The organism is Arthrobacter sp. SD76 (assembly GCF_049726125.1).
GTDB classification, from domain to species: domain Bacteria; phylum Actinomycetota; class Actinomycetes; order Actinomycetales; family Micrococcaceae; genus Arthrobacter; species Arthrobacter nitrophenolicus.
Genome location: NZ_JBNBLR010000002.1, coordinates 185,906 through 200,027, shown reverse-complemented (window position 1 = coordinate 200,027; position 14,122 = coordinate 185,906). Strand labels below are relative to the sequence as shown.

Sequence of the window (14,122 nt, the reverse complement as noted above, 5' to 3'; positions counted from 1 at the left end):
CTTTGCAACTTCAGCTCCGGGCCGGTCAGGAATCAAAGGTGGTGTGCTGACCTATTTCGTTGGCCTTGCCTAACCTCAGGAAATGGGCAGCGGAAGACTCGCCCGCACATTACGCTCAGACATGGAGGCGTAGGACCTGGAGTTTGTCTGTGTGCAGGAACAGCCTTCGGCGGTCTGCGCCGTTGGGGGTGAGCCAGAAGACGCTGCCATCCAGGCGATCATGTCGATGGTTCCTGAGGCTGAAAGTTTTCCATACTCGTAAACTTCTACTCGGTCCCCTCGTTGTAGTTTTGTCCAGTTTGGGACCGGTTCTGTTCGGTGATCTGGCATGGTCATCCTTGTTGTGCTTACGGAGCGGAGCAGGCGGGGGTCGGCGACGGCCAAGGAGCGGCTCCAGGTAATTGGCTCTTCGCAGAAGAGCGGCGCGCTGGCCCAGCCTTAGCCAGGACCTCATCAGCAGCATGGCACCCACGGTGAGGAGGATGGTGGAGACGGTGACTCCCCACCCTTCAGTGCGCAGCGCGATAACCACGCGTGCTGATCCTTCACGTGCTTGTTAGGTAGGTTCGGGGAGTGGTGAAGGCGGGCTGATCTCTCAGCCCGCCTTCTTCGCATGGGGTCATATTTAGATCACGACGAACAGGAGCCAGGCCAGCAGGGGTGCTGCAACGATCATGGAAACCCCCCAGATCATCATGCCGCGGAAGGTCTTTTCGCGTTTTTCTTCCTCGGTGTTGGCGACCACGAGTGCGCCACCTGTGGAGAAGGGACTGGAGTCCACTGCCGAAGCTGCGATGCAGAGCGCTATCACAAAGCCCAGGACACCGATGGAACCTGTGATGAGCAGTGGGGCCGCCAGGGGGACGAGCACGACGAACATGGCGTTGGTGGAGGCGAATGCCGATACGACGCCGGCCACCACCAGCATCATCAGGGCTGCCAGGAGTGGTGTGCCGATGCCCGCCACGGAGTTGGCGAGTTCTTTGATGACGCCTGCGGTTTCGAGCATGCTGATATATGTGACGATCCCGCCGATCAGCAGGATGACGTTCCAGCCGATGTGGCCGAGGGCTTCCTTGGAGTGCTGCGGGTACAGGGCCGAAAGAACCACGGCGGCCGCGAGAGCGAGGAACCCCACGTCGAGCTTGAAGCCAAGGGCGCCGACAAGGATACTGACCATGAGCACCACGGTGACGATTTTCTGGCCGGTCCAGGTGGCGGTTTTCGTGATGGTCGCAGTTCCGCCACCGAGGTATGAGGTGGTGGAATCGGCGGTTTCTTCCTCACGTCCCCGGCGCATCAGCTCCGGTCCTCCCAGCAGGATGAAAGCTACGGCGTTGATAACGACGTTGGCGATGAAAGTCCAGAGGAAGAGCTGTCCGGGATCCACGGCGATGCCGACTTTATCCAGGACACCGTCCACGATGTTGTAGTAGACGGCGATGGGGAAAATCCTCCAGCGTTAGTGCCGTTGATGATGCACAGGCCTACCAGCAGCGGATTGATTCTGTAGCGCTGGGCGAAGGCAAGGCCGACGGGGATGAGGATGGCGTTCGTGGCCGCTGAAAGTGCGCCGGAGCCGGTAATGATCGCGGCGAGGATGAAGAACACCCAGGGAACGAGAGCAACGCGGCCCCGCACGGCGCCTACCGCGCGTCCGACGATCTGGTCGATGGTCCCGTTCGCCCGGGCCATGCCGAAGAGGTAGGTCACGCCCAGCAGGGTGATCAGGAGGCTGCCCGGGAACCCGGAAGCGATGTCAGATGCTGTCTGGCCGAAGTACAGGACGCCCAGCAGGAAGGCGACAACCAGGGCGACGGCGCCCATGTTGATATTTCGCCACATCGAAAGGCCGAAGATGAGGACAAGGCCGGATACGGCCACGAGTTCTTGCATGACTAGTTGATCTCCACTTGGTATCGGAATGATGACGCCAGCCCATAGGACTCGCGGTACTCGGCGACGTCGCCGGTATGGGTGCGTGCAATGCGGTTGATTTTGACCAGGGGGTCCCCGCTTCTGCAGTTCAAAAGCTGGGCAGTCCTGTCGGTGGCCTGGGTGACGGAGAGTTCTTCGGTTGCCGAGGCTATGATCAGGCCGATCCGGTTTTCGTATTCGGGATACAACAAGCTGCCGAGCTCATTCAGGTTGACCTCAGCGATTGGCTGGAACTGCGGCAGCGGGAGCCAGATGTCTTCGACCAGGAAGGGTGTGTCCTGCCACAGCCGAAGCCGGTGCAGGTTCACAATGGGCGCATGTTCCTGGACGCCCAGCGCAGCGGCAACCACCCCGGGAGCTTCCTGGATCTTCCGGTCCAGAAGGCGGCTGCCTGGTGTCTCTCCGGTTCCTCCGTGCATCCGGAAGAAACGGAACAGGGAGTGCTGGAAGGTGGCGCGACGGACAAAGGTGCCCGTCCCTGATGGCGTTCCAGTATTCCGTCAGCCGCGAGTTCGGCAAGGACGCGCCGCAGCGTTCCAACTGAAATGCCGTACTCTTCAGCCAGCGCCGACTCGGGGGGCAGCGGGATGGTGCTAGCCCATTCGTTGGCCCGGACGCGGCGGATCAGGTCGTCTTTGACTCGGACGTGCAGCGGGAGCCGCTGGTCAGTGTGTGCCAGAGCTGAGGAGTTGGAGGCCTGTGTCATGTCTCACAGACTAGAGGAAATTCCTTTATAGGTCTAGTCCTGTAAAGGTTTAGTGCTTTCGGTTAGAGTTGATGCATGTTTGGTCTTCCCCCCGGTGCGATTGACACCCATGCGCACATTTTTGAGCCCACGCTTACGACCGCCACTGGTGCACGGTACGTGCCCGATTATGCGGCTACGTTGGATCAGTACCTCGACGTGCTGACTGTCCACGGCGTGGACCGGGGCGTTTTGGTTCAGCCGAGCTTCCTAGGATCGGACAACAGTTATCTGCTCTCTGCCTTGGCGACCGCACCGGACAGGCTTCGGGGAGTCGTTGTGGTGTCAAGCGGAGAGGTGCGCTCGGAACTGAGCGAAGGACGAGTGGCGCACCTGGACGGGGCGGGGTCCGCGGTGTCCGGCTGAATCTTATTGGCCAGCCAGTTCCGGACCTCCTCAGTACGGCATGGCAAGCCGCAGCTGTGGCCATGGCGAAGCATGGATGGCACCTGGAAATCCAGGCCTCGGGGCAGCAATGGCTGCATCTGGCTCCGACCCTTCGAGCCTGGCCAGGAAAAGTGGTCATAGACCACCTGGGGCTTCCCGAATCTGAATGTCCTGAAGCCATCCACGCGGTACTCGAACTCGCCGTCCTCGAACATGTCTGGGTTAAGTCTCCGGACCGTACCGGTCCTCCCGCGAACAGTCCGAAGCGGTGTTCGCCGAGCTCTTGGAGCGAGGCTGTGCAGGCAGGCTCGTCTTTGGAAGCGACTGGCCATTCACGCGCCACGAACAACACACATTCACGGAGGTCTTGTTCTGGGCCCAGGCCTTGGGAGGGGACGATCTCCTCGGGAGCATGATGACAACAAACGCGGCTACCCTGCTCGGATGGCCTGCACCGTCCGATGACCCGGCCTCACAGCCTACGCTCTGTTTGTGAGTGGGAGCCTTTCACTACAAAGCGCAGAGGCCGAGGCCGAGCGAAAGTCGGTATAACTGCGAAGTGGCAGCGGGTGTCCTACGTCCCGTATACCTTCAACACGCCTTGGCCGCACAGGCCCAAGCCCCTCGATCCGGGAAGGCACATGTGCATACACCAATAGCACTGCGAACGGTCCGGCAATGGCGTATAACGGCACCGTAAATGCGCACGCCGGTACCGCACCGCTCGTGGAGGCATCGTGCGTGATTGAGGGAGCGCTGCTGGCAGACTGTAGTTTTACCAGCTATTTGAAACATACTGGAGCACGCTCCCACTCGGCATGATGGGGTCCCTCAAACAATGTCCTGCTGCGGAGCCGAAGCGACAACCGTGCCAATGCGACCGGGTTTTTCTATTTTGCGTAGGAGTGTCGCTAGCCTGGTCCACCTACGTCACGGCGGCTCTTTAACTTTGCGTGCACCACGACAATGGCGCCGCGCTCACCGCAAGGAAGATCCGACAATGATCCGAGTACTGATAATCGACGATGACTTCATAGTTGCAAAGCTTCATGCCGGCTTTATCCGGGGCACTTCCGGCTTCACCGTAGTCGGGGCTGCCCACAGCGGCGCCGAAGCGCTCGTCAAAACCCGGGAGCTTCAGCCCGACCTCGTTCTGCTCGACGTCCATCTCCCCGACGCCAACGGGCTCGAGCTGATGCTGCAGCTTCGCGAAGTCGCACCGGAACTGGACGTGCTGGTGATCAGCGCAGCCAGGGAAGTGAGTACGGTGCGTCGAGCCCTCCGCAGAGGCGTAGTCCACTACCTCATCAAACCTTTTTCCAGGCGGACCTGCAGGGACGGTTGGAACACTACCGCAGCGCCTATCAAGCCCTGGACTCCTCGAAGCAGGTAGCCGAGCAATCGGACGTGAACCGGGTACTCGGGGTGCAGCCTGGCGATTCGGCCGAGCGGCCGCTGCCCAAAGGATGCAGCCCCGAAACACTGAAATTGGTCGAGGACGTCCTTAATTCGGCCGACACGGACCTGGCGGCAGCGGAAGTCGCGGATCTCCTGGGCATCTCCCGCGTCAGTGCCCGACGCTACCTGGAATACCTCCTTGATGACGCACGCGCGGAGATCCGGCTCAAGTACGGCGCCGGACGGCCCGAACGCCGCTACATGCTGAAGTAGACTGCCGCCCTTATCTTTACATCCTGCCGCCGCTGTGGCGGCGGAGGCTGGTGGAGGCCCGCTGGGTGTCCGCGCAGCCGCGCTCAGCCGTGGCGTTGCTGCACACGCATCCCCGGAAACTAGCGCCCGCTCGCGGAATCAAGAGCGCAGGTGGTTCCGTCGGCAAGGGCAGGCCTGTCCTTTCCGGTTCGTACGGCTTGGCAGGTGTCTTAGAAGCAGCCCGGAGCTACACCGCCGCACAAGAGCCAAGACTGGCCTTCGCTCCCGGTGATGGACATCAATCCCCACATTTTCGGCTATGTCGCTAAATTCGTGGCACAACACCTCAGTTCCCTGCCCTGGGACAGTCAGGATGGGTTCTCAGAGCATTCATTGAGCGACTGTCAATGGACGGAATTGGGCCCTATCCTGACGCCGACGCAGGGCATCACGTCGAGCTTTTCTTGAGTTCACCGGCGAGTAGCAGCAGTTTGGCCAAGGCCACACGCTCCTCGCATCGGACTAGGGCACGTTCGGGACCAGTGCCCGACCATATTCGATGAGTCGGCGGAGCCGGTTGGTGCGAGAGCCTTGGAGTTCACCATTTCCTCGACGACCTGAACTAATTGATCAATTGCCCGGCTGGGTGTTGCAGTCGGACGCCGGATGAGATGCAGGGTCCGTGGCGGTGCCTCGTCAGAAACGGATCGTACGGCGATGTCCGGACGGCGCGTCATTGTAGAGAGTCGGGGCACCATAGCGATCCCAATTCCTGCGGCGACCATAGCCTGAGTTTCCTGGTAGTCATTGGCTGCGACCACAATGCGAGGCTCGAAACCGGCGGCTGCCGAAGCTCGATGCAGCAGATCAGTGACGGCGTGCCCATCCGCCCGGCAGACCCAGTTCTCTTCAGCAAGCCGACCCAAGGGCACAACTTCAGCGTCTGCTTCCGGATGCCCCGGTGGGAGAAGGACGACGTTTGGGTCCAGACCGACCGCCATGGAAGGCAGAACCTCTCGTTCCCACGGATAACTCCACGTGATAGCAAGATCGAGCTCCTGATTGAGTACCTGCTCACGCAACCCTTTCAAGCGCATGCTGCGGACATCCAACTCAATTCCCGCACAGCTGGACCGGAAGGTTTTCATGACCATGGGAAGCAAGGACGAAGCGAATGTCGGGAACACCCCAAACGAGACACGGCCAGCCAATCCAGAGGTAAGTCGCTCCAATTCCGCGCCCAGTGAAGTCAGGCGAGACTCTATTTCCCCGGTCCTTTTAGTGATCAGCGCCCCAGCCTCAGTCAGGACCATGCCGTGAGGGCGGCGTTCGAACAAAGGCAGGCCGAGACCGCGCTCAAGCCGCCGAATTTGCTGAGAAATGGCAGACGGCGTCAGGTGAAGCATTTCCGCGGCGGCCGTGATCGATCCCAGCCGGCCCACCCGTGCCACTATAAGCAACTTCCCTACATCCAACTCCATGGCTCCATGGTATCCGGTTGAAGCTCGTCTTCATTCAGGAATAAGCAGATGTTGCTTTTCTTAACTGCGCGGTTCTTCCTATGCTGTTTTGGCGCCGCCTGCAGACAAGTGCGGCATCGTTCTTATTTTTCTGTGACAGTGAGGTCATTCAGTGCACACCACCCCCACCCCTTTTACCCACAAACCCCTGTCCCTGGCTTTTCTACCTGGCGATGGCATTGGACCGGAAATCTCTTCCGCGACCGAAGTCGTTCTCGCTGCCGCACTTCGGGCGCAATGCGTAGACTGGGCGCGAACTGAGGCCACCATCGGCTTCCTCGCTCTCGAAAGCACCGGTTCAACATTCCCGGATGAGGCCCTAGAAGTGGCACGGGCCGCAGACGGCGTCATTCTGGGCCCGTTTCCCACTTGGACTACCCGGCTGCGGCCGAAGGCGGCAAAAACCCGTCAGGCGAGCTGCGCCGGCGGCTCGACCTTTTCGCAAACATCCGCCCGGCACGGACCATGCCCGGCGTCCCCACACCGCTGAATCGCGACTTTGACCTAGTGATCGTCCGCGAGAACACCGAAGGCTTCTACGCTGATCGGACGATGTATCAGGGCACCGGGGAATTCATGCCTACGCCAGACATCGCGCTGGCTATGCGCAAGGTTACGCGCGAGGGATCTGAACGTATCGTTCGTGAAGCATTCGAACTCGCCAAGAAGCGTCGTTCGGAAATAACCGTCGTTCATAAGGCCAATGTCCTGCGCACGAGTGACGGGCTGTTCCTCGAATGTGCCCGTTCCGTGGCCTCCGAATATCCGGATGTAAGTTACGAGGAGGTCCTGGTCGATGCCATGGCAGCCCATCTCATCCGCCGACCTGAAGCATTTGACGTTATAGTCACAACAAACATGTTCGGTGACATTCTCTCGGATGAGGCCACCGAACTCGCCGGCGGCCTCGGCATGGCTGCCTCGATCAATACCGGTGCCGTCCACGCGATAGCACAGGCGCAGCACGGTTCGGCTCCCGCCCTGGCAGGGCAGAACGTGGCGAACCCCTGTTCCCTGATCGGGTCCGCTGCCATGCTTTTGGAATGGCTCTCCGACCGCAGGGATGACGCCAGGCTTCGCACCGCCGGCGCTGCCATAATGTCGGCGCTCGAGGCGACCATGGCTGACCCGGCTACGCGCACGCGTGATTTGGGCGGGACTGCCTGCACCGCCGACGTAGCCCAGGCCATCGCTGCTCGTTTGGAAAGCTGAGGTCCGTCATGCTTGCCATTCTGGGTTTCGGAACCCTCATCACTTTCATGGTTCTTGTCATCCGCAAATGGATGACGGCACTCGTAGCGATCGTCGTCACGCCTGCGTTCTTCCTACTGTTTACGGGCCAGGGCGGGCGTCTCCCGGATATGATCGCCACCGGCATCGAAACGGTCGCCCCAACGGCTGTCCTTTTGCTCTTCGCCGTCCTGTACTTCGGAATCATGATGGACGCAAAACTCTTCGATCCCGTCTCACGGCTCATCATCCGGGCCTCTAAAGGCGATCCGGTGAAGATCTGTGTTGGTACAGCGGTTCTATCGTGCCTCGTAGCCCTCGACGGCGACGGAACAACAAGCTACATGATCATCTGTGCGGCGTTTCTGCCCTTGTATAAGAGGCTGGGGATCAACCCCCCTGATAATTGCCACCATTGCTACCATGGCCCTTGGTACGGTCTCGGGGACCACTCCCTGGGGCGGGGCAGCAACCAGGGCCATCAGCGTCCTGCACCTTAATGCTTCAGAATACTTCATAGGGATGATCGCACCCATGGTCCTCTCCTGCCTGACGGTGTGCGTAGTCGCCTACGTCCTGGGTCGTGTGGCGCGGGACAAAATGGATCCGGACCATCTTGCGGCAGTAGCCAAAGAAATTCGTCGTGACCACCACACCGGCGACATCAAGGCATGGCCGCAGTCGAGGCGGTCAGGCTCGGCTGTGAACGGTGGCCAGTCCGGGCACCAGACGTCCGTCGCCACTGACATCCGTGATCAAAACCCCGACGAGGGCAGTAAGGCGAATTGGAAAATTTGGGTCAACGCAGCTCTCACTGCTGGCCTGCTGACATGTCTGGTCCTTGAAGTTGCTGACCTAATGGTCCTGTTCATCATCGGATTCATTATTGCTCTGCTGGTCAATTTTCCGCGGCCCTCGACGCAGGGCGAAGTTATTCGCCAACATGCTGCCAACGCGGTTCCGGTTGTCATGCTTGTACTCGGCGCCGGTGTCTTTACAGGCATCCTCACCGAAACTGGCATGACCACCGCCATGGCAACCACCCTCATCGGGGGAATCCCTGAGGAACTGGGCGGCCTTATTCCTGTTGCAGCGGCGCTCATCGGCATTCCCTTGAGCTTCTTTATGGCCAATGACGCCTACTTCTTCGGAATTGTGCCAGTGCTGGCCGAATCTGCCGCGCAGTATGGCATTCCCGCCATCGACATGGCCCGCGCCTCTGTAATCGGGCAGATGGCCCACTCAATCGGTCCCACCTCGGCACCATTGTGGGCGCTGCTTGGCATCATAGGAGCGAATCTGGGCGACTTCCAGAAATTCGCGTGGAAGCCAGTACTAATCGGCTCGCTAGCGTACCTCGGTTTCGCCTTGCTTACGGGGGCGATAGCCCTGAACCTCTAGATGCGGGGAACACCAGCTAAGCAACCCGCCATCCATCTGACACCACCCAGGGTGCCCGCCAGCCAAAGTCGGCGGGCACCCCTTCCAACGATCAGTTTCTTGGCAGCTTTTGGTCGTCGAACGCCTCTTCATCCGAGCCTCTTCCGCAACTGATCGGTGAAGGGCTGGTGAGGAAAGGCGGTCACTATTCCGCCTTTCCTCACAACTTCAACGCACTCTCAACACCCGAATGGAGTACACCCCAACCTGACGTCAGGTTATGGATGGAATCACGTCAGAATTGGGCCTACAATTCGATAAATCTGACACTCTGTCCGGAGGTCTCAGACTTGAATCTGACTGTGCAATCATTCGGCAGCAGAGCCCGGCCGCAAAGATTGATCGATGTCACGAAACGGTCTGAAGTAGCAATCTTTCGTTGTTTCTGATCTGGTCCTCGACTCTGGCTTGACTCTCGTCCCAAACGTCTACCAATAGGCTGCATCCTTCGTTTACATCCCAGGGCCTGAGAGCGGACTGCCGATATTGCGCGAAGGGACCATCGGTCTCCAGAAGGACGCGGTTCTTTGGCATTTTCGCTACCAAGGCTTTGCCCTTGGCACCGGCGAGCATTGAGGGGCCAACGCTGAACCAGCAGCCTAAATCGACGGCGCGCTTAAGTTGGGTCTGATTTCCCGAGAACCAATGCAGGATAAAAGTGCTGTCTCCCTTGTATTTTTCTAGCAGGTCCAGTACGGGGTCAACTGCGCGGCGGCTGTGAATTGATAGGACCTTATTTCCCGCATCGCTGCATGCCTGAAGGATGTGCCTGAAAACGTCTTGTTGGTCGGGCCAAGATGCTCGCAGTTCAGGGGATCCATCTAGCCCGACCTCGCCCACATACTGGGTTTCCGGGAGGTAGCGTTCAAACAATTTGATCTCTTGCTTACGCTGGGCCGCAATTTGTGGATGAAGACCGAGCGCTGTCCGAATTGCAGGTCGGTCCTGTCCAAGGCGCGATGTCCCAGGCCATGCTGATGGTGTTGTTGTCACAGACAAGACTCCGGCGCCCCGACGTTGCACCTCCGCGGCAACTTCTCTGGGATTTGGGAAGAGGTCGAGATGGCAGTGAAAGTCAATCACGACAGGCCGTACTCGGCGTGTAGTAAGCCCAGCTCGTCCAGTCCTCGCCGCAGCATTTGTCGGAGCTCGTTCCTGTTATGAATCAACGGTGAGCTCAAGGCAGGACCTATCCAGCGGTCGAGGCCGTCCTCTTGAACGATGAGCCTCGCCATGGCGACTGAGCGAACGTCGTCGAAAGCTGCATGATCTTGGTCCAGCGTCCCGAGGTTATTGTAAAAGTACTGAGTGGTGTCCTCTTTCCCCACGAAGTGAAGGCTGCTCGGCGGATCTGACATGGTACGCAGCGCCCGCAGTGTTGGTAATTGAAACGTTGGAACCGGCCACAACTCGTGGAGATGGCGGCTTCGGTCATGAGGAGGGGCTGATCGAGACACTCTTGAAGCATTTCTCCTTTCGTTTTCTCGGCATAGGGGTTTTCGATGCGCACGCGGAGTCCTGCATCGTCGAGGACTTGCTGGATCCTCCCGAGGAACTCGGGGTGGGCCGTGCGCGTGCTAAGACTTCCTATGCGGGCGTTTGTTAAGGGTGGATTTATGGCGATAAATCCGTTCTCACATACGTAAACAGGGACCGTTCCACCGGTGCTGTAACGCTGCGTGGCTGTCGCAGCAAGAACCGCGAAGGCAAGAAAGATCAGCGAGCGGGACCGCTGCGAGGTTTCTTTTTCATTCCGAGGCGTACTTGCGTTGTGGTTAACCTGCAGATGTTCGAGACCTCCGCCAATCCGGTTGGCGAACCGCTCCTGCTTTTCAGCGTCGCCGCGGACTGTTTGGCTGACGGCGAGCAACTTCAGTCCCTGTTCAGACAGGTCGATTGCACCGACCAGAGAGTCCAGACCTCCCGAGAGTAGCGCGGCGGCGTCTGCGGCAGGATATCTCGGCTTTGTCGGACTTGTAGGGAGTAGACCGCCGCCCCGGTACGACAAAGTCCAGAGGTCTGTAGTGAGAAACCTCAGCGCGGACTCCAAGGCCGGAGCAAGCGGAGTCCAGCGGTCGGGGTCATGGAGGGCTATGTCCATTTCGAATTCGCGCGTCCAGCCATCGGGGCTATCGGACCTACTGGCTGCGCCATCTGCAACCACTACGGAGAGGGCAATGGACAAGAAGTCCCAAGCCGCCGGGTCGGGCAACAGTTGTCGTCTACGGATAGTGTCCAAGACAGACCAGCCAGCGGTTGGCAGTTGACCTGAAGGCTCCTTGTCGAATAGGACAATCGGTGCTGAATCCGTTCCGGATGCAACAACCGAACGGGGTCCGCTCGAATATTTCATGTTGTGTACTCCTCGAAAACGGCCATGGTCTCTCTAAGGGCCTCATGTGTCAGCCGCGCGATGCTTCTACTCGTAGGTGCTGCCCCCCGCTGACGGACGGCTTTGAATGCCGCGGCAACCTGTTGGACCACGAATTCGCGTATGCTTTTCAGTCTTCGGAGTCCGATTGCAGCATCCGTTGCTTTTTCCATGACGGTCTTCTGCAGGTCCAGGCAAAAACGTCCATATACGTCCAAAGCTGCGTAGCGTTCGACGACGAACTGGCGCTGTTCGTCAGAGAGCGCTGCAAGGTCGGCATCGGGATACTTCACGAGCAGATCCGAGAGGGAATCGCGCACTGCCCTACGGGACGATTCCTTGTCTTGAGTTCCGTCCATGGGGCTCGCCGAGTCCGCAATGGCGTCGAGAACAACGTTGACGTCACTACCGTTGGCCAGTATGGCATCACGTAGATCGGTACCGTCGGCCATCTTGCCCGATTGCAGCACGCCACCTAGGCGATTGGCTACGGACGCCGTTCCTCCGAGACGGCGGGCCATAGTCCCAGATCCCCCATAGCCAACCCGGACATAGTGTCCAAGGGCCCGACGAAGGTCACGAGTGTCCCCGGTGCGCGCGTATGCTCCAAGCGACCGTCTTGCACCACGGAACCGGCCCGAAGGCGCCAAAGGTGTTACTTCGGTATCAACTTTCTCCTCGCTGTCTCCTCCTCCGGTGGAGGGAGGGGCCGCTGGTGCGTCGGCATCCTCAGACCCCACGTCATCTGCCCACGGCGGCACCAGAGCCACCCCAGCACCGGGACCGCTACTGCTTTGCGACGTTCCCACGCTCAATCGCCTTCTTAACGGGGGTTTCTATGTCGGGCGTCTTCGACCATTGGATGAACACTTCTTTGGCCCAAGGTTGCGAGGCAATTTTCGGCACGATGCCTGGTTGGATCTGTTGAGCAGGTCGCTCGATCAGGAAGCCTGCAAGCCGGCTGCCTTGAGAAGGGTCGGCTGTCACTACTGCGATGCAGGCATCGAGGATCGCAGGTGCTCCCCATTCCTGTTCCTTGCCTGCCTGCACAAGCAGTCGATCCATGATGATCGTGAGTTCCGCGCGCTGTATTTGGGTGAGGCTCTCGATAAGCACATGCGCTTCTGTGGGGCTCGCGAGTAGCGCGCTCAGGTAGCCGGCTGCTTCTGATGAAAGTCTGTCCGCAGCAGTGATGAGTGGAGCTTGTTCGCGCCCAACATACAGCGCCCCACGCAGATCTTGATCTGCTAGTGCCGGGGGGAGTGCGAGCCATTCTCGGATAAATTCGTCGTCCCAGGGTGTTTCAAGCTGAAATTCTTCGTTTTTGGCAGCGGACTCTTCCCACTGTTCCAGTATTCTCGGTTTACCGTCCGTGTCGGTGTTCACGGCTTTGTTCAGCGCTGCATAGGCAGCCGGTGCAGCAAGCCGTTCGAAGAGAAGTAGTTTTATAAGGACAGCTTCATCAACGCCTACTCCTTGTGCTTTTGAGATGCTCATGCGGATCGACAAGGCATTAAGGAAGCGTTTGACCAAGCGTGGATTGCCAGCGATCCGGTCAGAACTTGCCATCAACGGTGCGAGCCGCTCAGCGGTGTCAAGACGTCCGATTAGTGACGGGGAAGCTCTATGCCGCAGCCGGTAACGAAGGAGCGGTCCACCCGTTTCCCTTTCCATGTTTCCCGAAGCTGGCCGGCGATAGCGGCCCGTAAGGAATCCTTTTCCTCCTGCGCGATTTCACTGTTATCTATGAAAAGCATCATGAGGTAGGCGCGAACTTCTTGGGTTCCCGGAGCTGGCACCCGAATCGGTATCTGAACTAGTTTGTCGAAGTAATTCGTGACCAGCTCGTCGTCATCCAGTCCCTCGAAGTGTTTTCTGACGGCATGTTTGATCATGGTGTCATCAGCTGCAATCACGAAGGCTGTGTTCTTTAAGAACAGGAAGAGACGGATGGCCTCGAGGGTGGAGATCGTTGTTCCAGGCATGCACCGGTCGAGATCATCGATTAGGACTACAAGAGTAACTCCGATGTCCTCAAGGGCATCCTCAAATGACTCCCGCAGCGCTTGTATCTCCTTCGGCGGTGACGACTCTTGCTTCGGGTCAAGAAGGGCTCGGCCTACAGCCGATACTTCTGAAGCAACAGTGCCGGCCTTCTCCACGTCTTCGCCGTCCAGCTGGCCTGCTACTCCCTCTTTAATAAGGCTGGCAATTTCTCCTGGAAGCCCGACGGGGGGAACTCCGAGGGCAACTGATGCCGCTGGTAGTGCAAGAAGCTTGGCCAGCCGAAACCACTTGACCCTGCGTAAGAAGTCGCGGGCTTTTTCAACACCCGTTTGCCGTGCTGCTGCTTCTGCTTCTAACTTATTTGCGATGACATCCAACAGGGCGGCACGGGCATCGTCGTACCCCTGATAGAGCCATGCGTTGAACTCGACGAAAAGATACTTTCCGTGGCCTTCCGCGGGTTGTTGCTTCTCTAGTGCCGACTTCGTCAGTTTGATCATGGAGGATTTCCCCACTCCCCAGGCACCGGATACACCGATCGAAACGGGTCGGCCGCTGGCGCTGACGATTACCTCCGCGATGGTGTCCGCAACTCCTTCGAAGTTGAGGAAGTCGCGGTCTGTCTCGTTGTCGAGCCACATGGCAAAATCGCCTTTCTGGTCCCCCACTCTGATCGGCGATCTGAGTCATGATTGGTCCTTCCCAGAATGCCATGGGGCCTACGGACGGGAGCGGAGGCGCGCCACCTTTAATAACTGAGGCGCCCGACATGAGCCCAGACTTGGGCATTGGTATCTGCAAGTCTCATAAAGGTCATGCTCATTTATTAGGAAT

The 14,122-nt window shown here is 58.9% G+C and carries 14 protein-coding genes and 3 pseudogenes; 7 read left to right on the top strand and 10 right to left on the bottom strand.

Annotated features, from left to right (window positions below; all coding sequences use genetic code 11):
* Positions 1–625: 625 nt before the first annotated feature.
* The 4 genes from ACPEE0_RS22735 to ACPEE0_RS22720 are packed head-to-tail and all read right to left on the bottom strand — an operon-like array spanning position 626 to position 2,644.
* Positions 626–1,390: an SLC13 family permease gene (locus ACPEE0_RS22735; RefSeq protein WP_424575523.1), complete on the bottom strand. Its 765-nt coding sequence runs from the start codon at positions 1,388–1,390 to the stop codon at positions 626–628.
* On the bottom strand, positions 1,330–1,896 hold the full coding sequence (locus tag ACPEE0_RS22730; protein WP_424575522.1) for an SLC13 family permease: 567 nt from the start codon (positions 1,894–1,896) through the stop codon (positions 1,330–1,332). The genes ACPEE0_RS22735 and ACPEE0_RS22730 overlap by 61 nt, the downstream gene beginning before the upstream one ends.
* A gap of 2 nt (positions 1,897–1,898) precedes the next feature.
* Positions 1,899–2,357: a GntR family transcriptional regulator gene (locus tag ACPEE0_RS22725; RefSeq protein ID WP_424575521.1), complete on the bottom strand. Its 459-nt coding sequence runs from the start codon at positions 2,355–2,357 to the stop codon at positions 1,899–1,901.
* Positions 2,243–2,644 carry a GntR family transcriptional regulator gene (locus tag ACPEE0_RS22720; protein WP_424575520.1) on the bottom strand — a complete coding sequence of 134 codons (402 nt, stop codon included), beginning with the start codon at positions 2,642–2,644 and terminating at the stop codon, positions 2,243–2,245. Before ACPEE0_RS22720 ends, ACPEE0_RS22725 begins: the two co-directional genes overlap by 115 nt.
* Positions 2,645–2,719: 75 nt before the next feature.
* Between ACPEE0_RS22720 and ACPEE0_RS22715 the strand changes: the two genes are divergently transcribed.
* From ACPEE0_RS22715 to ACPEE0_RS22705, 3 genes and pseudogenes are all read left to right on the top strand, one after another.
* Complete coding sequence (locus ACPEE0_RS22715; RefSeq protein ID WP_424575519.1) at positions 2,720–3,049, top strand: amidohydrolase family protein; 330 nt, start codon at positions 2,720–2,722, stop codon at positions 3,047–3,049.
* Positions 3,028–3,566 (top strand): annotated as a pseudogene (locus ACPEE0_RS22710) (amidohydrolase family protein); the annotation flags it as partial. The gene ACPEE0_RS22715 and the pseudogene ACPEE0_RS22710, both read left to right, overlap by 22 nt.
* 504 nt (positions 3,567–4,070) lie before the next feature.
* Positions 4,071–4,741 (top strand): annotated as a pseudogene (locus ACPEE0_RS22705) (response regulator).
* A gap of 449 nt (positions 4,742–5,190) precedes the next feature.
* On the opposite strand, the gene ACPEE0_RS22700 reads toward ACPEE0_RS22705, so the two are convergent.
* Positions 5,191–6,201, bottom strand: a complete 1,011-nt coding sequence (locus ACPEE0_RS22700) for a LysR family transcriptional regulator (RefSeq protein WP_424575518.1) — start codon at positions 6,199–6,201, stop codon at positions 5,191–5,193.
* A 151-nt stretch (positions 6,202–6,352) separates the two neighbouring features.
* Between ACPEE0_RS22700 and ACPEE0_RS22695 the strand changes: the two are divergent.
* The 4 genes and pseudogenes from ACPEE0_RS22695 to ACPEE0_RS22680 form a co-directional block, all read left to right on the top strand.
* Positions 6,353–6,574, top strand: a pseudogene (locus tag ACPEE0_RS22695) (isocitrate/isopropylmalate family dehydrogenase); the annotation flags it as partial.
* Between the two features lie 35 nt (positions 6,575–6,609).
* The gene (locus tag ACPEE0_RS22690) at positions 6,610–7,452 is read left to right on the top strand and encodes an isocitrate/isopropylmalate dehydrogenase family protein (RefSeq protein WP_424575517.1); all 843 of its coding nucleotides are present in this window, start codon (positions 6,610–6,612) and stop codon (positions 7,450–7,452) included.
* A gap of 8 nt (positions 7,453–7,460) precedes the next feature.
* Positions 7,461–7,970 carry an SLC13 family permease gene (locus ACPEE0_RS22685; protein WP_424575516.1) on the top strand — a complete coding sequence of 170 codons (510 nt, stop codon included), beginning with the start codon at positions 7,461–7,463 and terminating at the stop codon, positions 7,968–7,970.
* Between the two features lie 22 nt (positions 7,971–7,992).
* Positions 7,993–8,871, top strand: coding sequence for an SLC13 family permease (locus ACPEE0_RS22680; protein ID WP_424575515.1), 879 nt, complete (start codon positions 7,993–7,995; stop codon positions 8,869–8,871).
* A 387-nt stretch (positions 8,872–9,258) separates the two neighbouring features.
* Here the strand turns inward: ACPEE0_RS22680 and qatD are convergent, their stop codons facing one another.
* The 5 genes from qatD to ACPEE0_RS22655 all read right to left on the bottom strand — a co-directional run bounded on the left by qatD (position 9,259) and on the right by ACPEE0_RS22655 (position 13,929).
* A complete protein-coding gene (gene qatD / locus ACPEE0_RS22675; RefSeq protein ID WP_424575514.1) occupies positions 9,259–9,993 on the bottom strand; it encodes a Qat anti-phage system TatD family nuclease QatD in 735 nt (244 codons plus the stop codon).
* A gap of 106 nt (positions 9,994–10,099) precedes the next feature.
* Positions 10,100–11,263 (bottom strand): Qat anti-phage system QueC-like protein QatC, encoded by a 1,164-nt coding sequence (qatC, locus tag ACPEE0_RS22670; RefSeq protein WP_424575513.1) that lies wholly within the window; start codon positions 11,261–11,263, stop codon positions 10,100–10,102.
* Positions 11,260–12,021: a Qat anti-phage system associated protein QatB gene (gene qatB, locus ACPEE0_RS22665; protein ID WP_424575634.1), complete on the bottom strand. Its 762-nt coding sequence runs from the start codon at positions 12,019–12,021 to the stop codon at positions 11,260–11,262. The genes qatC and qatB overlap by 4 nt, the downstream gene beginning before the upstream one ends.
* 46 nt (positions 12,022–12,067) lie before the next feature.
* On the bottom strand, positions 12,068–12,850 hold the full coding sequence (locus ACPEE0_RS22660) for a hypothetical protein (protein WP_424575512.1): 783 nt from the start codon (positions 12,848–12,850) through the stop codon (positions 12,068–12,070).
* Between the two features lie 38 nt (positions 12,851–12,888).
* Positions 12,889–13,929: a KAP family P-loop NTPase fold protein gene (locus ACPEE0_RS22655; protein ID WP_424575511.1), complete on the bottom strand. Its 1,041-nt coding sequence runs from the start codon at positions 13,927–13,929 to the stop codon at positions 12,889–12,891.
* Positions 13,930–14,122: the final 193 nt, after the last annotated feature.